Annotated in this window: 17 protein-coding genes; 1 reads left to right on the top strand and 16 read right to left on the bottom strand. The window is 30.5% G+C overall.

The features are described from left to right. Positions 1-65 precede the first annotated feature (65 nt). The 4 genes from fabD to D2A34_RS07215 form a co-directional block, all read right to left on the bottom strand. Positions 66-1,004, bottom strand: a complete 939-nt coding sequence (gene fabD / locus D2A34_RS07230) for an ACP S-malonyltransferase (protein WP_119366174.1) — start codon at positions 1,002-1,004, stop codon at positions 66-68. Then, on the bottom strand, positions 997-1,938 hold the full coding sequence (gene fabK, locus D2A34_RS07225) for an enoyl-[acyl-carrier-protein] reductase FabK (protein WP_079438511.1): 942 nt from the start codon (positions 1,936-1,938) through the stop codon (positions 997-999). The genes fabD and fabK overlap by 8 nt, the downstream gene beginning before the upstream one ends. A gap of 235 nt (positions 1,939-2,173) precedes the next feature. Continuing rightward, complete coding sequence (locus D2A34_RS07220) at positions 2,174-3,151, bottom strand: beta-ketoacyl-ACP synthase III (protein ID WP_119366173.1); 978 nt, start codon at positions 3,149-3,151, stop codon at positions 2,174-2,176. 14 nt (positions 3,152-3,165) lie between these two features. Beyond that, positions 3,166-3,615: a MarR family winged helix-turn-helix transcriptional regulator gene (locus tag D2A34_RS07215; protein WP_079438509.1), complete on the bottom strand. Its 450-nt coding sequence runs from the start codon at positions 3,613-3,615 to the stop codon at positions 3,166-3,168. Between the two features lie 408 nt (positions 3,616-4,023). On the opposite strand from D2A34_RS07215, the gene D2A34_RS07210 reads away from it, so the two are divergent. Next, positions 4,024-4,623, top strand: a complete 600-nt coding sequence (locus tag D2A34_RS07210) for a hypothetical protein (RefSeq protein ID WP_079438508.1) — start codon at positions 4,024-4,026, stop codon at positions 4,621-4,623. Between the two features lie 517 nt (positions 4,624-5,140). Here the strand turns inward: D2A34_RS07210 and D2A34_RS07205 are convergent. From D2A34_RS07205 to purF, 12 genes are all read right to left on the bottom strand, one after another. Further along, positions 5,141-5,479 carry a hypothetical protein gene (locus tag D2A34_RS07205; protein ID WP_119366172.1) on the bottom strand — a complete coding sequence of 113 codons (339 nt, stop codon included), beginning with the start codon at positions 5,477-5,479 and terminating at the stop codon, positions 5,141-5,143. A gap of 75 nt (positions 5,480-5,554) precedes the next feature. Then, on the bottom strand, positions 5,555-6,484 hold the full coding sequence (locus D2A34_RS07200) for a tetratricopeptide repeat protein (RefSeq protein WP_119366171.1): 930 nt from the start codon (positions 6,482-6,484) through the stop codon (positions 5,555-5,557). 78 nt (positions 6,485-6,562) lie between these two features. Then, on the bottom strand, positions 6,563-8,245 hold the full coding sequence (locus D2A34_RS07195; RefSeq protein ID WP_119366170.1) for an AAA family ATPase: 1,683 nt from the start codon (positions 8,243-8,245) through the stop codon (positions 6,563-6,565). Between the two features lie 314 nt (positions 8,246-8,559). Continuing rightward, positions 8,560-9,018, bottom strand: coding sequence for a HepT-like ribonuclease domain-containing protein (locus tag D2A34_RS07190; RefSeq protein WP_119366169.1), 459 nt, complete (start codon positions 9,016-9,018; stop codon positions 8,560-8,562). Further along, positions 9,002-9,442 (bottom strand): nucleotidyltransferase domain-containing protein, encoded by a 441-nt coding sequence (locus tag D2A34_RS07185; RefSeq protein ID WP_243128263.1) that lies wholly within the window; start codon positions 9,440-9,442, stop codon positions 9,002-9,004. Before D2A34_RS07185 ends, D2A34_RS07190 begins: the two co-directional genes overlap by 17 nt. A 788-nt stretch (positions 9,443-10,230) precedes the next feature. Continuing rightward, a complete protein-coding gene (locus D2A34_RS07175; protein ID WP_119366167.1) occupies positions 10,231-12,537 on the bottom strand; it encodes a M56 family metallopeptidase in 2,307 nt (768 codons plus the stop codon). A gap of 4 nt (positions 12,538-12,541) precedes the next feature. Further along, entirely contained in the window at positions 12,542-12,910 is a 369-nt protein-coding gene (locus D2A34_RS07170; RefSeq protein ID WP_119366166.1) for a BlaI/MecI/CopY family transcriptional regulator, read from the bottom strand. Positions 12,911-13,404: 494 nt separating this feature from the next. Then, the gene (purD, locus tag D2A34_RS07165) at positions 13,405-14,655 is read right to left on the bottom strand and encodes a phosphoribosylamine--glycine ligase (protein WP_119366165.1); all 1,251 of its coding nucleotides are present in this window, start codon (positions 14,653-14,655) and stop codon (positions 13,405-13,407) included. A 29-nt stretch (positions 14,656-14,684) separates the two neighbouring features. Then, positions 14,685-16,190 carry a bifunctional phosphoribosylaminoimidazolecarboxamide formyltransferase/IMP cyclohydrolase gene (purH, locus tag D2A34_RS07160; protein ID WP_079438499.1) on the bottom strand — a complete coding sequence of 502 codons (1,506 nt, stop codon included), beginning with the start codon at positions 16,188-16,190 and terminating at the stop codon, positions 14,685-14,687. A 141-nt stretch (positions 16,191-16,331) separates the two neighbouring features. Further along, the gene (gene purN, locus D2A34_RS07155) at positions 16,332-16,949 is read right to left on the bottom strand and encodes a phosphoribosylglycinamide formyltransferase (RefSeq protein ID WP_079438498.1); all 618 of its coding nucleotides are present in this window, start codon (positions 16,947-16,949) and stop codon (positions 16,332-16,334) included. Further along, on the bottom strand, positions 16,937-17,938 hold the full coding sequence (gene purM / locus D2A34_RS07150; RefSeq protein WP_079438497.1) for a phosphoribosylformylglycinamidine cyclo-ligase: 1,002 nt from the start codon (positions 17,936-17,938) through the stop codon (positions 16,937-16,939). Before purM ends, purN begins: the two co-directional genes overlap by 13 nt. A 9-nt stretch (positions 17,939-17,947) precedes the next feature. Further along, complete coding sequence (gene purF / locus D2A34_RS07145) at positions 17,948-19,366, bottom strand: amidophosphoribosyltransferase (RefSeq protein ID WP_079438496.1); 1,419 nt, start codon at positions 19,364-19,366, stop codon at positions 17,948-17,950. Positions 19,367-19,395 lie beyond the last annotated feature (29 nt).

Raw genomic sequence — 19,395 nt, 5'->3', positions numbered from 1 at the left:
CTATATTTCAACTCATAACACAACCACAATTAATATTAGATTTCCATATTAATTGTGGATAATTATTAACTATTCAATTTTTCAATGGTACTATTTAATGAAGCCATATCTTCAACATTTAAAAGATTAGCGCTTTTATTTATCTTCTTAACAAATCCCCTAAGAGCTTTTCCTGGTCCAACTTCAACAAAAGTATCAACACCACTGTCAATCATATGATTTATAGTCTTTTCAAAAAGTACAGATGATCTTATATGTTTCTTAAGTAACTCTTTAACATCATCTTCTTTATCATAAGGAAGTCCTTTAACATTTGAATATACTGTTTTATTAACATCTTTAATCTCTACAGTTTTTATTGTGTTAAAGAATTCTTCACTTGCTGGCTCAAGAAGAGAGCTATGGAATGGTCCACTTACTTTTAAAGGAATTCCAAGGCCGCCTAATTCTTTTGCAATTTTTACTGCTTCATCAATTGCGTTATTTTCACCTGAAATAACTACTTGACCTGGACAGTTAAAGTTAGCACCTTCTACTATTCCAAATTCACCTGCTCTAGTTAATAATTCTTCTATTTTCTCATCACTTAATTTTAGCACAGCAGCCATTTTACCAAGTCCTTCTGGTAGAGCGCTGCCCATAATTCTTCCTCTTTCTTTAATAAGTAGTAATCCTTCTTCTAAAGAAAGTGCTCCCCCGTATATTAATGCTGCATATTCCCCTAAACTAAGTCCTGCTGCATAATCTGCCTCAATATTATTAATTTCTAATGCTTTTAGAGCTATTAAAGACGCAACAAGAATTGTAGGTTGCGCATTTTCAGTAGCTGTAAGAAGATCTTCAGGCCCTTCAAACATCATCTTCTTAATAGGCATTTGTAAAATCTCTTCACTACGATCTAAAAGTTCTTTACATTCTGGTATATTATCACAAAGTTCTTTTGCCATCCCAATAGTTTGAACCCCTTGACCTGGGAAAAGAAATGCGGTTTTACTACTATTCATGTCTGCCTCCAAAACGCTTAAATATTTCATCTGCTTCTGTAAATAATTCTTCAATCATTTCTTTACATGTTTGTTCCTTACAAATAAGTCCAGCTATTTGACCTGACATAAGAGATCCATTATCAACGTCACCATCTACAACAGCCTTTTTAAGCGCACCTATCCCAAGCTTTTCTAGCTCTTCAACAGATGCTCCTTCTTTCTCTAATTTCAAGTAATTTCTTGCAAGCTTATTTCTTAAAACTCTTACTGGATGACCTGTTGGTCTACCTGTTACTTCTGTATCTATATCATTAGCCTTTAATATCTTTTCCTTATAATTTTGATGTACTGTACACTCTTTAGCTACTAAGAATCTTGTTCCAACTTGAACGCCTTCAGCACCTAACATAAATGATGCAGCCACACCTCTTCCGTCACCTATACCACCTGCTGCTATAACTGGAATATTAACAGCATCTACAACTTGTGGCACTAATGTCATAGTTGTTAATTGTCCTACATGACCGCCTGATTCAGTTCCTTCTGCAATAATTGCATCAGCTCCCGCTTTTTCCATTCTTTTTGCTAAAGCTACTGAAGCTACAACTGGTATAACTTTGATTCCATGAGCTTTCCATTTTTCCATGTACTTTCCTGGGCTTCCTGCACCAGTTGTAACAACGGATACGCCTTCTTCGCATACCAAATCAGCTATTTCATCAGCATTTTCTGCTCTTAGCATTATATTAACTCCGAATGGTTTACTCGTCATTTCCTTGGCCTTTTTTATTTGTTCTCTTACCCATTCAGTTGGCGCCGCACCTGTTATTATTCCAATCCCACCAGCTTCACTTACACCTGAAGCCAAAGAAGCATCTGCAATTCTTGCCATACCACCTTGAAATATAGGATATTTTATTTTTAATAGTTCACACACTCTATTTTTTTCCATAATAAACTCCTCCTACCATTATCAAACTACAAATTACTATCTATACTACCTTGTTACTAATACAATAATGGATCAACTATTTGTCTTTATCGTATTTAAGAGCTATCTAGATAAAATAACCTATTATATGATAAGTAATTTTACTATATATAAGATGTAATTATCAATTGCATCCCTAAAAAATTAAAAATAAGTTCATATTCTCCAATAAAATCTTTATTGACATTTTATAATTTTACCATTCTACTAATGTAGCTGCATAGGTTAATCCCCCACCAAATGCAACTAAAATAAATTTATCCCCTTTATTAATTAAGTTCTTTTCATACATTTCATTTAACACTATTGGAACTGATCCTGCTGATGTATTACCAAACCTATCTAAATTCAAGTACCATCTATTTTCATCAATTCCAAGTTTATTAGCAGCTGACTTTATAATTCTATAATTTGCTTGATGTGGAACTATATATTTAATTTCGTCTAGAGAAACTCCTGTGTCTTTTAATATTTCATTAACTGACTCCACTATTGCATTAGTGGCAAATTTGAATACTTCTCTACCGTTCATTTTAATTATTCTATCTTTTAATTGTGGTTCCTTAGTAAATGGAGTATTAAAATCAGCAGCTCCTATAGTTAAAGCTTCTCCTTTTGCTCCATCTGATCTTAAATATGATTTTATAATTCCTTTTGAGTCACTTGGTTCATTTTTAAGTACGGCTGCACCACCACCGTCACCAAAAAGAATGCAGGTTCCTCTGTCTGACCAATCCATTACTTTTGAAAGTACTTCTGCGCCTACTACTAAAGCATTTTTATAATTCATTGATTTCATCATACTATTTGCTATTTCAAGTCCATATAAGAACCCTGAACAAGCAACGCTTATATCAAAACAAGCGGCTTTGCCTGCATTTAATTTACTTTGCATTATACAAGCAACAGATGGTATGAACATATCTGGCGAAATTGTAGCAACGATTATTAAATCTAAATCTTCTGCTTTAACACCTGCTCTCTCAAGGGCAATTTTTGCTGCTTCTATTGAAATGTCAGATGTATTTTCACCTTCTGAAATTCTTCTTTCTGTAATGCCTGTCCTTTCAACTATCCAATCATTATTTGTGTCAACAAATTCACTTATCTTTTCGTTTGTAACCACTAAAGATGGTACATACGCGCCAATCCCCGCAATTGTAACATTATTCATAGTGCTCTCCTTTTTTATTCTAATTTATATTTTTCTTTAAAAAAGTCATTTATTTTATTTAAAGAGGAGATTAGAATTTCTTCCTCATCTAAACTTAAGCCTTCTATTGCATTATTTATCATTTCTCTATGAAATCTTTGATGCAGCCTAAAGGCTAACTTTCCTCTTTTAGTTAACTTTACTAAAACTACTCTTCTGTCCTCTTCTATTCTTTCTCTTTCAACATAACCTTTTTTTATTAATCTGTTAATCGCAGTTGTTAATGTACCTACAGTAATCTTTAATTTTTGAGCTATCTCTGACATTGTTCGTTCATTATACATGCCTATAACTTCTATTGTGTGTATTTCTGTTATTGAAATATCTGAAAGCACACCACTTTTTAAAGTCTGTTCTTCAATCTGTAAGACGTCATTAAATAACTGCACCAAGAGTTCATTAATCAATGTTGTTGATTTACTCATTCATCTGCACTCTCCACTTTAGCACCTAAAAATCATTTGATAATACATTTATATTTTAATGCCTTAAAATATAAAATTTCGTAACATGACACTATTTTTAGCAACTAAACTTTTAAAATGTCATACGAAACAAGTAGAATACACATTATTTATTTTTAGAAATACTTTAATTTTTATTAATACGCAAACACTAGTAATGATTTTTTCATCCTTAAAATAATATGATGTGAAAATTTTTAATATCAAATAGTTTGATAATCAAAATATACTATACTAAAAATCTGTTGTCAAATCTTTTTCAATTTTTTCCATTTTAAGCATACTTTTAATTTCCAATTTCATATGGTATAATTAATTAATAATACATAACATAATAATTAATACCTAATAATAGGAGGTGTACATATCATGACAAGAAAATTGTTTTTGGCTACAGTTTTGATGTTAGGAATTACTTTAGTTTCCTGTAATACAAAGCCTAATGATACATCTAAATCTAATGACAGCACCAATACTACTGTAGAACAAAATAATGACAGCAAAAGCTCTTCTGAAGCAAAGGACAATAAAACCAATGAAGATGCAAAGGCAAATAAGGTAAAACTTTCTATATATAATATAGATGAAAATTCTTTGGAACCTAATGAGTCAGGTACTATTGAACTTGATGCAAAATTAAGTATTGAAGATAAATTAAAAGCCTTATCAAAGGCAGTATCTGAGAAAAAATTCGACAAACTACCTATTGAAATAAAATCAATTGATACTGTTAATGGCAAGAAAGTTGCTACTATAAACTTAACTGATTCAAGCAGCAGCAAATGGGTGCCAAAATTCCAAGGATCAACTGGTGGTTCTGTTACATCTAATACACTAATCGAAAACTTCCTTCAATCTAATAACAAATCAAAGGGAGAATGGATTGATGGTGTAAAGTTCCTTTATAATAACCAACCAATAGAATACGAACATGCTTCAGATTTATCAACTGTTCAATATAGAAATTAACCGAAAGGGAGTAGACTCTGTTATTTCGGTTGCTATAGAATAGGGCTGTGGATTTCTAACATCAGAAGTTGCACCACATCCGCATGTTCCCAAGGAAACCTTGGGACAAGCAGATATGGAACAACTTCTAATGAAGAAATCCTACAGCCCTATTCTAAATGCAACACTGCATAAAAGAGTCTACTCCCTTTCTGGTATTGCATATATTTATAGTGATAGACCCCCTATAACTCAGACTCATGCGGAACAACTTTTACTCAAGAAATCCTATAGCCGTTTTTCTAATACAACACTGCGCAAAAGAATAACTTTTCTTTCTGGTGTAGAATTTATTTCAAAGTATAAACACAATATGTAGATATATCTATCAACGCATGATTTAAATTCATGTTAAATCAACAGAAATTAGGTATATTTAGATAAATAACATTTAAGCCATAAAAAACACCTATAGCAGGTGTTATAAACATTGAATATTTAATTTTATATTTCACATAATAGTTATTTTTCTTTCCAACTATTGAACTTTTCTTGGTTCTATAAAAACTTCTGTTTTACCAAGTACTACAAGTTTATATTGAGGTTCTAAAGGTATTAAATTAAAACTTCTTATAACTGGTGATAATCGTAGAGATTGCATTATAACATAATCTTCATTAAAAATAATTATATATGCATCTTCTGTTGATGAAACATTTGTGATGTTATAAAGATTGTCTGGAGAAACCCGGAGATCAGCTAATGTATAAACTCCTTCTTTTATAACATTAGTAGTATTTACAGCAAAAGTTATAACTCCAAAAAAGTTAAATGATAGACCTAAAAAAATTAAGAATAATACAATAAATTTCTTCATTACACACCTCTCCTTTAGATATATCTTGTGTAATAAATATTGTAATATTCAAGTAAGTCACATCATAAATCTAAATTACTGCTCTTTATCCATAATTAATTCTTTATATTCTTTTAGTTGTCTTATGGGATCTAGTTCATTATCTTCTTTCATGTAATCTAGGAAAAACTCATTTAGTTCTATGCTCTTAACTATATCCTGAAACGCTTTTAGATTTTCTTCTATGTTAACGTAGAAACATCCTCTATTATAGTATAAAAAGCCTTCGTCACTATTTTCTCTTATTCCTTCACTGATTATTTCTATAGCTTTATTAAAATTCCCCTCTTCTCTATATATAACAGCTAAATTTAAAAAGCTATAGGGATACTCAGGATTTTCTTCTATTGACCTATTATAGTACTCTATACTTTCTGTAACTCTATCTAGCTTATTTAATATTACTGCCTTATTAAATAGCGCCTTATAATTCTTGTTATCTACTTTTAGTGCCTTATCTATGTAATGCAAGGCCTTTTCATTTCTATCGATTTCTTCAAGAATACAGGACACATTAACATAAGCCCAAAAGTCATTTGGATTTATTTCAATTGCTTTTTTATAATAAAGTATTGCTTTATCCTTTTCCCCAAATTCATCATATATATTTGCTAGGAAGAAATACGCCTTATCATAATTAGGATTTTTGTCTATTGCTTTCTCATAATAACTTTTAGCTTTTTCTAATTCACCATTTTCATCATATATTATAGCTAAACCATAATATGCTATTGCCTCATCTTCATCTAGCTCAATTACTTCTAAATATATCTTTTCTGCTTCATCTGATAATCCAATTTCATCATATAATAAGGCCATGTCCATAAGCAAATCAGTATCTTGTTTTCCCATACTTAGCGCATAAGCTTTTTTATAAAACGTCAGCGCTTTTAATTTATTATTTTCGGTTCTTAAATTTCTCGCCATATTTAAATAATTATTGTATAAATAATTCTTATTTTTCATCTTGTCTCTTCATCCATTCATTTTAATCGTACTGTAAAACTTGTTTTTTATCTCTATCCTTAAGCCTTTTTTCTAACATCACTTACCTTGGGTAATTTTTATTTCCTTACCTTTAAAAACAATCGCAAGTTTTATGATATTTTTTATTTCTTTAGCTAAAATCTCTGCAGAATATTTCTTCTCTTCAATCTGCTTTAAAGCTTCTAAGGTTCCTTGTTCTACCGTTTCCTTGGATAAGTTATTTATTTTTTTAAACTCAATTATAATTCCGGGTTTTGAAATATCTTTAGGAATTATCATTACATCATATCTTCCATAGCCGCTTTCTTTATTTGATTTTACTTCATGAGTATTAGAAATTGATATAAGCATACCAAGTACAAAAGCATGGTATATTTTCTCTGGCTCTTTTCCTGACACATCAAAATAACTTATATTATTAATTACGAATTCTTCAAATGCATAACTAAAATTTTCTATATCTCCAGTTATTAAATTAGCAAGCATTTCTTCATATTTTTGATTACTCATAGTCTCTTGGAACCATTTTATTATTAGGTTTTCATAAAATATCTGCACTTCTTCATTTGGAATCTTAAGTTCACAATTCAATCTACCTCGTAAAAGTTCCGTCTTTACAGCCTTCAAATATCCACTCATTAATAGAAAGCTCCAAATATTCTGATTAGAATCTTCAACCTCTGCCATTACTATAGTATCATCTATTTCCTTATTTATAGATTTACCCTCTATAAGCTCTTCCAACTCAAGTTTTATTTCTTTATCACCTTTAATTAATAATCTTTTAATTAAGTCATTACTGCTGCTATTAATCCAATATGGCATAAATCCTTCTCTTGGATTCTTTAAATAATTCAAAACTGACCACGGATTATATATTATTTCTCCACCAAAAACATATCCGTTATACCATTGTTTTATAATTTCAATATTTTCTTCCTCATTATAGTAATTAACTAAATCTTCAATTTCACTTTCTGTAAAACCAAATTTATCATTAAAGCTATACCTTACAATCGTATTTACTTCTGCATTATTAAGTCCTGAAAAAATACTTTCTTTCGCGACCCTAAGTATTCCTGTAATAAGAGATTTTTCAACATATGAATTATCTTTAAGGGCTGCTGTTAATAAATTTCTTATTAATACAATCATACTATTATAATATCCACGCATATACCCTTCTTGAATCGGCACATCATACTCATCTATGAATAACATGACTTTTCTTCCGTAATGCTTATTCATATATCCCATAAGATTACTTATTCCTTCTGATAAAAGTCCTATGGATGGATTTCTTAAAATAACCTCTTTAAAGTCGTTTTTATCAAATTCTGATAACTTAGGACTATGTAATAAATATTCATGCTCCCTATATAAATTAGACAATAGCATCTTAATTCCATCTTCGAAATTATCATATGACAAATGCTTTTGATTTTTAAAGGTAATAAAAATAACTGGATATTCCCCTTGAAGCTTCATTATATCTTTTTCATTTTCTATCTTCAAACCTTTAAATAAATCCTTTGTCTCTTCCTTTGTTCTTATATCAAAAAAGTATCTAAGCATACTTAAGTTTAAAGTTTTACCGAATCTTCTTGGTCTAGGTGTCAAAATTATATCTGCACTATTTTCTAAGAATTCTTTAATTAACAGGCTTTTATCTACAAAGTAATTGTTCCCTTCTATTAACTTTTTAAAATCAGATGTTCCTATTTGTATATTCTTTTTCATAACAGCACCTTCTTTCTTCTTTTAATTTACTCTCTCCATATACTATCTCTATTATATCCAACTTTATATACTATTAAAAGAAGCCTACTTTCTATAATCAATACTATAATCCGTAAATTAATATCTAAAATAACAATAAGGAAGCATATCCCCCCCTAAAACTCCAAACGATAGGTGTTAACACACTTCCTTATATAATATAAAATATACAGATAAACAAACCACGAACTAGATTAATACTTTGAAATATTCCACACATTCTCTTTCGTGAATTATCACATAAGTATGATTTTCAATTTGTTTATCTATAAAACTTATTTTTTCTCTCTATATTTTAATATAACACTATCTTTACTTTCCTCTAAAAATAATTCAAAGTATGCTAACTTTTCCAAACAAAACTTTTCTATTTCAGCTTCACTTGTTTCCCTAACATAATAATCATGAGTATACCTATTTCTAAGCTTTATTACCATTGACAGATATTTTTTTAAGGTATCATCAAAAAATCCTGTTTCACAAGCTTCTTCAATGAGCTTTAATCCCGAAATCGAACTATTTATTTTTCCATTATTGATAATTATATAACTCTCGCACATATCAATTATATATTCCGAAAAATCTTGAAAATAGGCGATCATAGCTCTTTTTATAATTTTACTATTAGTTTTCTTATATTCATTTATAGCTTCTTTTAAATTCTCTAAATTATCATAAGCTGCTTTATATTTTTCTGTAAATTTTTCTTTCTTATATCTAAAGTAAGGACTCATCTATAATTCCTCCGAAATAAGTATATTGTTCATCTATCTTTAACATTTTCTCAAAATCCGCATTATTTCTCGCATATTTTAGTACATAATGTTGAAAATCATACCATAGATTTTCATCAATAATATATTTATTATCGCTATCGACTGCAAATCTTGCATATTTACTTGGAAAATCTTTAAATAATATAAAAGTCAAATGTATATTGTCATAGTTGTAATATAGCTTTGATAATTCTAGAATTTCCTCCTCAATCTCCAATGTATCCATGAATGAAACTTCTGGTTTAACCACAACAGCTAAGTCTATATCACTTCTATCCTTATCCCAATACTCGGTTCTGTAACTTCCAAATTCAGAAATACAAATAATGCTGTTAATCTTTTTTATTTCATTTAAAAATTCTGATTTTTCCAAAACTACCATCCCTTCAGTATCACATATAAATACTCTTTATAACTATCTAGCGACGGGCACTTATCAAAAATTATGCTTAATCTATAATTTCCACTAATTTCGCCTTAACAGTAAACTTCTAATATATACATTAGTTTGTTGAAGCTTCTATTAATGAACTCATGTAGTTATATATTCTTTGCTCATATATTCTATTATGGATCTTTACCTTACCATTATAATTATTAAATATACCATACATTATTGCCATGTTTATAATAAAGTTATCTTGATTATAGGTAATTTCATAGTATTATCTAATTTATTTGATGTATCAACCATATAATGCATATTCGGTATGCATGTTCCCGTTACATTAAATTCTTTTTCCATCCCTAAAATCACTTCCTTACTCCATCACTATAATTATTCTATCATATTTAACTTTATTTAAACATAAACAACAAATCCAAGGTCTCAATAAATACAAAATACTTATCGTCTGGGTTATGTTTTAAGTGAATTATTTGTTGGTTGTAATATAAATACCTAATGAAGAAATAAATATATCTTTAGAACTAAAATTCTAAAATGGTTTCAGGACAAAGTAAAAGACTTGAGTAAAATGTATACTGCAATAATATAATGAGATAACCCAAACAAGAATTTGATTTATGCTTTGAAATGCTTTCTATACCAGAAAGAGAAAGTACTCTTTTTCTAGCAATCGAGAAACAGAGTACCTTCTCTTTCGGTTGGTTATCGTATAAGTCTAAGTTTTGCATTGTATATCTATAGATATCCAATTGTGAATAATACTATCCTATAAATACATCTATAACATTCTCAGTCTTATAATGACCATAATACCAACTATTTGTGTAAGCTGTGGATCCAAAACTTAAGGAATCAGCAATTTTAGTTTCTGCTCCATCCTTTGTCTTCCACAAGCTATATGAATCTCCGTCTTTTCTTACAAATAATATTTCATCGTCTGATAAATATTTAGGCATAAAGTCAAATGATTTACTATTTGTGATTTGAGTTACTTTTTTCGTATCCGCATTTACTTGATAAATATAGTGGGGCTCACTTTCCCAATCTTTCAGACTTTGTGATATATCATCTTTTACGCTATTAGTCCCTGAATACACTATGTTTTTTCCATCACCAGAGTAGTCCGGCATCATTGAAACTTGATCCTCTGGAATTAGATTTGTGAAATTGTTAGCCTGAATATTAAAAATCCCCAAAGTTTTATTAGAATACATATCTCTGTATTCACCTTTATTGACTGCAACAAGGTTACTATCTATTGGATTTTGCGAAATATTATCATCATATGCTAGTGCTATCATATTATTATTTTCTATAAACTTATTGTTTAAAAGATCAAATACTGCAAATTCTGTCATATCTGCAGATATTGAAGCTGAACGAGCTTTATTCCATATATATAAATATCTATCATCACTTGAGATTTTTGAGATGTTAGGTATTGATCCAATGGATTCAAGTAATTCAGAAAATGTAGCTTTCTCACCAATGTCTTTCCCATTGCCTTCTTTACTTTCCAAAAGAACTTTCTCTTCCTTACTATCTAGATCATAACTAACTATACCAATTGATTTAATATATCGATCATTTCCTTCAGAATATTCTAGCTGTTTATTTGCATATATCTTATTTTTACTATCACAGTTAATATTAAAATAATTATTTTCATTACTTATAATCTCCTCTAACTTTTTAGTATTAGTATTATACATGGACATACCTGAATTTTTAGTAGAATAAATTAAGTTCCCTGACTTGTTCCAGTCATATGACTCTACATTTTTAGATACCTCTGTCACCTCACGAGTCTCTATATTGCAAATATATAAATCATCTTCTTTAGTATAAGCAACATATAATCCATCTTTAGATATTTTCGGCAATTTAATTTTTTCGTTTCTATCAAGAATAATTGGGTTATTTTCTTTTAATTTAGACATATATAACCCATCATTTAATACAAACACTGCAAATTCTGCTCCTTTAGCACTTTTTGAAATATCGCTATTACTAGCAAATACAGTTTTTGAAGCAAGCAAACTGGTAGATGTAAAAATTATAGTTACCATAAGTGAAATGCAAACAATTATTTTCTTTGACTTTTTAAAAAACACTATATTCTTCAAACGTGTCTCAATCTCCTTTCTACTTTTACAAACTGATGCCCCTAAACTTAGGGATTTACTCTGAGAATATTCTATTAACTCTAATATAATTTCTCCATAATATTTTCTTTTTGATTTATCCATATTTTTTATGAGTTGTTCATCTAAAGACAGCTCACAAATTATATTTATCCTATTTCTAATAATATAAACAATAGGATTAAACCAATTGATTATATTTGCTAAAAGTGCAACTCCCTTCACCCACAAATCTTTACGCTTAAAATGAATCAATTCATGATCAAGTATTATTTCAAGCTTATCTAAATTATGATTCATCTTAGGAATTGTGATAGTAGGTGCTAATATTCCAGTAATCATTGGACTTTTAATGCCACCACATTCTTTTAGAATTATCTTCCTATATATATTTAATTTTTTCTTACATGTTTCAAAAACATCAAGTATCGATTCATCCTCAATGACATTACTTACACTTTTAAGTTTCTTATAAAAAGAAATATATACGTAAGTTTCCTTAATTGCTAGTATGAGCACACCTAATATCCATACATAAAGCAGCATATCTCTATTCATTATTTTTTCCATTATACTTGTTTGTTTTAAATCTACTTGGCTTTGGCTTACTGGTTTAAGAGTACCATCTCCTTGCGAAATATTTATCTCATCACTTTTATCGTTTATCTTCAGCATCTTTTCATAATTTTGCGCTGCTACCGTATTTGTATCCTGCATTGATAAATAATTCTTATGTTCCACCATCTGAGGTAATTTAACAAAACTGCCAATAGGTATAATAAAAATTAAAAGTGTTATAAACAACATATAATAATTCCAAGTAGCACTAAAAGTTTTCTTGATAAATGGCTTAAATAAACAAAGTATTAAAAACATGAAGCTGCCTGCCAGCGACATTTGCAGAATCGAATTTAGAATCCCCATATGTCTACACCTCTTTAAGCCATTCTTTCAACTCTGCTATATCTTTATTACTTATTTTCTTATTATTAAACAATGTTGCCATAAAGTTTCTAACTGATCCTTTATGCATATCCTCTAAGAAATTATCAGTTTGAATAGCTCTGTATTCTTCTTCTGTAATTTTAGGAAAATAATTATTTAACTTTCCTACTTTAGTCACGCTCAAAATCCCCTTTTCAGTTAATCTTGATATTAACGTCATTATTGTTGTTACCTTCCACGAATTTTCTTTTGGAAGCTCTTCTAAAATCTCGGCCGTAGTAATTTGGTCATTCTTTTTCCATATTATTTTCATTATTTCCATTTCCGCATCTGAAATCTTCCCTAATTTCATATATAATCATCCCCATAATTAAATTCTACAAGATGTAGTATATTTATATACTACATCTTGTAGAATCCACTGTCAATATATTCCTTAAAAACTATTTTAATATTTAGTTATCCAGCTTTAAAGCTATGATTATAATCATCTTTTTTTGTGTTTTAAGTACATCGTAAAGTCTAATTATAAGGAAGCATGCTTCCCTAACTATAGATAACCCAAACAATAATTTGATATATACTTTGAAATATATTCCTCACCAGAAAGAAAGGGTATTCTTTTGCGCAGCGTTGCATTGAGAAACCTGCTATAGTATTTCTTCAGTAAAAGTTGTTCCATCCTTGCTTGTCACGAGCTTGCCTCGGGAACAGGCTGGGATGGGTACAACTTTTACTGTTAGAAATCCATAGCAGGTTTCTCTCGCAACCGAGCAACAGAATACCCTTTCTTTCGGCGAGTTACATTTATAATTCTAAGTTACACATTGTTTATCTATATCTACTTTATTTATGTGTTCCAATATCTTTTCTACAATATGCACCTTCAAAAGTAACATATTTAATATTTTCGTAAGCATCGCTTCTAGCTTCTTCTAAAGTTTTTCCAACACCAACAACAGATAATACTCTTCCGCCATTTGTCTTTAAAACTCCATCTTCAGCCTTAGCTCCTGCTAAAAACACCTTATCTTTTACTTTTTCATCTATAGTTATTTCATATCCTTTTGTAAATTCCCCTGGATAGCCTTTTGACGCCAATACAACATTTATACAAACTCCATCATTCCATTTGATGGTAGTCTTATATAATTCTTCTCTTAATGCAGCTTCAATAACTTCAACTAAATCACTTTCCATTAAATAAAGAACAGATTGAGTTTCTGGATCTCCCATTCTAACGTTATATTCTAGAAGGTAAGTCCCTTTATTAGTGATCATAATTCCAAAGAAGATTATCCCCTTATAGTCAAAGCCTTCTTCTCTAATACCAGTTAATGTATTAGCCATTATATTGTCTTCAAAGTCTTTCATTACTTCTTCAGTAACATAAGGATTTGGAGCTAATACTCCCATTCCGCCAGTATTTGGGCCCTTACCGCCATCAAATATCTGCTTATGGTCTTTTCCTGACATAAATGGAATAATTGTCTTTCCATCAGTTATAGAAAGAATTGACGCTTCAACTCCTTCAAGGAATTCTTCAATAACTATTTTTTGACCTGCTCCATCAAATATATCATCTAACATATATGACTTTACAGCATCTATTGCTTCTTCCTTATTTGCACATATAGCAACACCTTTACCAGCAGCAAGTCCATCAGCTTTTATAACAGTTGGATATGGACATGTTTCTAAATACTTTAGAGCTTCATCCGCCTTAGTGAAGGTTTCATATTCTGCAGTTTTAACGCCATACTTTTTCATGAATTCCTTTGAAAAACTTTTGCTTCCCTCAAGCATTGCTCCATTTTCAGCTGGTCCAAATATCTTTAAACCTTCTTTTTTGAACTTATTAACAATACCTTTTGTTAAAGGATCTTCAGGCCCAACTATTGTAAGGTCTATAATTTCTTTTCTTGCAAAGTTAACTAATTCATCAAAATCTGTTATATTAATATTTTCACATTTATTTTCAAATGCAGTACCACCATTACCTGGTGCAACAAAAATTTTCTCAACCTTTTCACTTTTAGCTAATTTCCAAGCTAAAGCATGTTCTCTACCGCCTGAACCGATTAAAAGAAGTTTCATATAATATACCTCCAAAACAATTTTCAATTTTAATGCTTAAAGTGTCTGTATCCTGTTAATACCATTGCTATTCCGTGTTCATTACAAGCATCTATTGATTGTTGATCATTCATAGATCCACCTGGTTGAATTATAGCTTTTATACCAGCTTTTGCAGCTTGATCTACTACATCTCTAAATGGGAAGAACGCATCTGATGCAAGGATTGTAGCGCCTTGACCTCTCTTTAAAGCATCTTCAGTTGGCCAGATTCTATTAACTTGACCACCGCCAATTCCAAGTGCTATTCCGTCATGAGCGACAACTATCGCATTAGATTTAACATATTTAACTACTTTCATTCCAAATAATAAATCTTTCATTTCTTCGTCAGTTGGTTTCTTTTCAGTTACAACTTTAATTTCTTCAATTAGCTTATTATCTTCTTCTTGAACAAGCATAGCTCCATCAACTGTAACCATATATTTATCAGCTTTTGGTGTATTGTTGAATTTAAGAACTCTTAAGTTCTTTTTAGATTTTAACACTTCTAAAGCATCTTCATCATATTCTGGTGCTGCAATTACTTCTAGGAATATTTTAACCATTTCTTCTGCAGTCTTCTTATCTACTTTTCTATTAAATCCAATGATTCCACCAAATATTGAAGTTGGATCTACTTCATAAGCTTTCATATAAGCTTCATATGAGTCTTTTCCAACTGCAACGCCACAAGGTGTATTATGTTTTAATGCACAACAAGCTGGTTCATCAAATTCATTAGCACATTTCCATGCTATATCAACATCTTTAAAATTATTGTAAGATAATTCTTTACCATTTAGCATTTCAAAAGTATTCATAGCCCCATCAAGCATAGTAGATGAATAAACTGCTGCACTTTGATGTGAGTTTTCACCATATCTTAAACCTTGCATCTTTTTGTATGATACAGAAAGATATTCTGGATACTCTTCTTCATCTGCAAGTAAAAAGTTTGAGATTGCTCCATCATAAGCACTCATTAAGTTAAACACTTTTCCTGCTAATTTCTTCTTTGTCTTTAATGAAGTTTCGCCACTAGCTTCAATTTCATCCATTACAACTTTATAGTCATTCTTATCAGAAATAACTACAACATCTTGGAAGTTTTTAGCTGCAGCTCTAAGCATTGTAGGACCACCAATATCTATAAATTCAACTTTTTCTTCAAATTCTAAATCTTCTTTAACTTTTTCGAAGAAAGGGTATAAATTTACAACAACATAATCTATTGTATGAATGTCTCTTCCTTTTAATGTATTCATATGTTCTTCGTTATCTCTTATTGCGAGTATTCCTGCATGGACTAATGGATGAAGAGTCTTAACTCTGCCATCTAACATTTCAGGAAAATTAGTAACTTCATTAACTTCGATTACATTTACTCCATTTTCCTTTAAGTATTTATAAGTTCCACCAGTTGATATAATTTCAACATCTTTAGATACTAAAAATTTAGCAAAATCTAAAACTCCATCTTTATCAAAAACACTTATTAATGCTCTTTTTTTCATAAAAACCCCCAGAAATTAGTCATCAGCTAGAAGTAAGCACAGTTAAACATTAAAATAAAACTCCCCCTACAGAGTTTCATTTTAATTATTAACTATATACTGCCGCCGTAACTAGATTTATTTTTGTTTTATAAATTATAATTATTTATTTTCTAATATTTTAGCTTTTCCATCAACAAATTCTACTTTACCTTCACTTAATAATTTAATAGCCTCCGGTAATATTACATGTTCTTTTTCCAAAATTCTTTTTTGAAGAGTCTCAGCAGCATCTTCAAAATAAACTGGAACAGCTTCCTGAAGTAATATTGCTCCTCCATCAACCTCTGAATTTACAAAGTGAACTGTACATCCTGAATATTTAACACCGCTCTTAATTACTGCCTCATGAACCTTTAATCCGTACATTCCTGGACCGCAAAAAGAAGGAATCAGAGATGGATGAATATTTATGATTTTATTATCAAACTCTTTTAATATTTCTCCATCTAGAATTGATAAAAATCCAGCAAGTACTATTAAATCAACTTTACCCTTTGTTAATTCTAATATCTTATCTGAAGATTTATCTCCATACTCGCGTCTTGTTACAACAAATGTTTCTATATTATGTTTTTCCGCTCTCTCTAAAGCATAAATATTATCTTTGCTACCTATAACCATTTCTATTTTAACATCTAAATATTTATTTTCCACTGCATCTATTATAGATTGAAGGTCTGTTCCTCCCCCCGAAACCAAGACCGCTATTTTAAACAAATACCGTCACCTCCAGATGTTACATATCCTATTTCATAAGCTTTTTCTCCCATTTCTTCTAACGCCTCAATAATAGGTTTAACATCTTCGTCTTTAACAGCAAGCACAAATCCAATTCCCATGTTAAATGTATTGTACATATGCTCTTTATCTACACCTTTTTCAATAATTCTTTTAAATATATCTGGAAGTGGATATGAATCCTTATTAATTACAGCAGTAAATTCTCCTCCATTGAACATTCTTGGAACGTTCTCAATAAATCCACCACCTGTAACGTGTGACATTCCCTTAATTTCATAGCTTTCTAATAATTTAAGGATAGGTTTTACATAAATTTTAGTTGGAGTAATTAATGTCTTCCAAACTTCTTCACCATTAAATTCTTCATTTAAATCTGGAAATACTTTTCTGATTAATGAATAACCATTAGAATGAACTCCTGATGAAGCAATTCCTATTAGCTTATCGCCTTCTTTAATATTACTTCCATTTATAATTTTATCTTTATCAGCAATACCAACCGCGAATCCTGCCATGTCATATTCACCTTCTGCATAAAAACCTGGCATTTCTGCTGTTTCTCCACCAATTAGAGCACAGTCAGAATCAACACATCCATCTGATATTCCTTTAACTAAATCTGCTGCAACTTCAGCTTCAAGCTTTCCACAAGCTATATAATCTAAGAAAAATAATGGCTTTGCTCCATGACATAAAATATCATTTACACACATAGCTACACAGTCGATTCCTACTGTATCATATTTTTTATTCTTAAATGCAATTTCAAGCTTTGTACCTACACCGTCAGTTCCAGATACTAAGACTGGTTTCTCGTAACCTGATGGTAATTCAACCATTCCTGCAAAGCTTCCAAGCCCATTTAAGACATACTGACTCATAGTTCTTGCCGCATATTCCTTTATAAGTTTAACTGATTTATATCCTTCTTCTATGTTAACTCCTGCTTCTTTATAAGTAATCATTTATTAATCCTACCTTTCAAGATCTTCTACTGGTGCTGCAACTGGATAAACTCCATTAAAGCATCCCATACAAAATTCTTCTCTATCATCGCAACTCTTATAAACGCCTTCTTCACTTAAGTACCCTAAATAATCTGCTCCAATCATATCTCTGATTTCTTCTACAGTATTATTAGCAGCAACAAGTTCACTTCTATAAGGTGTATCTATTCCAAAATAACATGGATATTTAACACTTGGAGATGCAATTAAGAAACTAACTTCTTTTACTCCTGCACGTCTAAGTGATTCAACTAAATGTTTTGAAGTAGTACCTCTTACTATTGAATCATCAATAAGTATTACTCTTTTTCCGTCTAAATTGACTTTTAAAGGGTTTAATTTTACCGCAACAGCTCTTTCTCTTATTTCCTGAGATGGTGAGATAAACGTTCTTCCAACATATCTATTTTTAATAAATCCAGTATCATATGGTATTCCAGATGCTTTAGCATATCCTATAGCTGCTGGTATTCCTGAATCCGGAACAGCAATAACTAAATCTGCATCTAGTGGATGTTCTTTAAATAGTTGTTCTCCTGCTTTTACTCTTGTTGTATGAACTTCAAGTCCATCAATTTTCGAGTCTGGTCTAGCAAAATATATATATTCAAAAGCACATGTTTGACATTTAGTGTTTTCAGAATATCTATATGAATTTATTCCTTCTTTATCTATTATAACTATTTCCCCTGGTTCTATGTCTCTTACGTGCTCAGCACCTACTGCATCTAAAGCGCAACTTTCTGAAGTTAATATATACCCTTCATTAATTTTCCCCAAACAAAGCGGTCTTATTCCATGTGGATCTCTAGCCCCAATTAATTTATCTTTTGACATAATAGTTAATGCAAACGACCCTCTTATAGCTGACATAGCATCAACAACAGCCTTTGCAAAACCTTTTTTTGCACTTCTTGCTATTAGGCAGGCAATTACTTCCGAATCAGTTGTAGTATGAAAAATTTGTCCTGCATCTTCAAGCAATTCTTTTATTACATCAGCATTTACTAAAGTTCCGTTGTGAGCCATAGCTATTGGACCCATTTTTGACGTAGCTAGTATAGGTTGAGCATTTTCAATACCCTTACCGCCAGCAGTCGAATACCTTACGTGACCTACAGCTATATGTCCTTTTAACTTATCTAAATCATCTTGCTTAAATGCTTCTGTAATTAAACCTAAACCTTTGTGTATATCTATTTTTTCTCCGTCTGCAACTGCTATTCCTGCACTTTCTTGACCTCTGTGTTGAAGTGCATACAGTCCATAATAAGTCATCGATGCAACATCTATTGGCTCATTAGCATAAACCCCAAAAACTCCGCACTCATCCTTAAACTTATCATTACTTGGATCCATTATTAATTCAAAATTTGGATTACTCATTTACACAATCCTCTCATTATCATTTTTGA

This window comes from Clostridium chromiireducens (genome assembly GCF_003575225.1).
Lineage (GTDB): Bacteria > Bacillota > Clostridia > Clostridiales > Clostridiaceae > Clostridium > Clostridium chromiireducens.
This window is presented reverse-complemented; position numbering and strand designations above follow the sequence as displayed.

What these genes read in the sequence shown, in the direction of transcription:
- fabD (WP_119366174.1), bottom strand. Translation starts at nt 1,004, where the DNA reads ATGAATAGTAGTAAAACCGCATTTCTTTTCCCAGGTCAAGGGGTTCAA.
- fabK (WP_079438511.1), bottom strand. Translation starts at nt 1,938, where the DNA reads ATGGAAAAAAATAGAGTGTGTGAACTATTAAAAATAAAATATCCTATA.
- D2A34_RS07220 (WP_119366173.1), bottom strand. Translation starts at nt 3,151, where the DNA reads ATGAATAATGTTACAATTGCGGGGATTGGCGCGTATGTACCATCTTTA.
- D2A34_RS07215 (WP_079438509.1), bottom strand. Translation starts at nt 3,615, where the DNA reads ATGAGTAAATCAACAACATTGATTAATGAACTCTTGGTGCAGTTATTT.
- D2A34_RS07210 (WP_079438508.1), top strand. Translation starts at nt 4,024, where the DNA reads ATGACAAGAAAATTGTTTTTGGCTACAGTTTTGATGTTAGGAATTACT.
- D2A34_RS07205 (WP_119366172.1), bottom strand. Translation starts at nt 5,479, where the DNA reads ATGAAGAAATTTATTGTATTATTCTTAATTTTTTTAGGTCTATCATTT.
- D2A34_RS07200 (WP_119366171.1), bottom strand. Translation starts at nt 6,484, where the DNA reads ATGAAAAATAAGAATTATTTATACAATAATTATTTAAATATGGCGAGA.
- D2A34_RS07195 (WP_119366170.1), bottom strand. Translation starts at nt 8,245, where the DNA reads ATGAAAAAGAATATACAAATAGGAACATCTGATTTTAAAAAGTTAATA.
- D2A34_RS07190 (WP_119366169.1), bottom strand. Translation starts at nt 9,018, where the DNA reads ATGAGTCCTTACTTTAGATATAAGAAAGAAAAATTTACAGAAAAATAT.
- D2A34_RS07185 (WP_243128263.1), bottom strand. Translation starts at nt 9,442, where the DNA reads ATGGTAGTTTTGGAAAAATCAGAATTTTTAAATGAAATAAAAAAGATT.
- D2A34_RS07175 (WP_119366167.1), bottom strand. Translation starts at nt 12,537, where the DNA reads ATGGGGATTCTAAATTCGATTCTGCAAATGTCGCTGGCAGGCAGCTTC.
- D2A34_RS07170 (WP_119366166.1), bottom strand. Translation starts at nt 12,910, where the DNA reads ATGAAATTAGGGAAGATTTCAGATGCGGAAATGGAAATAATGAAAATA.
- purD (WP_119366165.1), bottom strand. Translation starts at nt 14,655, where the DNA reads ATGAAACTTCTTTTAATCGGTTCAGGCGGTAGAGAACATGCTTTAGCT.
- purH (WP_079438499.1), bottom strand. Translation starts at nt 16,190, where the DNA reads ATGAAAAAAAGAGCATTAATAAGTGTTTTTGATAAAGATGGAGTTTTA.
- purM (WP_079438497.1), bottom strand. Translation starts at nt 17,938, where the DNA reads ATGATTACTTATAAAGAAGCAGGAGTTAACATAGAAGAAGGATATAAA.
- purF (WP_079438496.1), bottom strand. Translation starts at nt 19,366, where the DNA reads ATGAGTAATCCAAATTTTGAATTAATAATGGATCCAAGTAATGATAAG.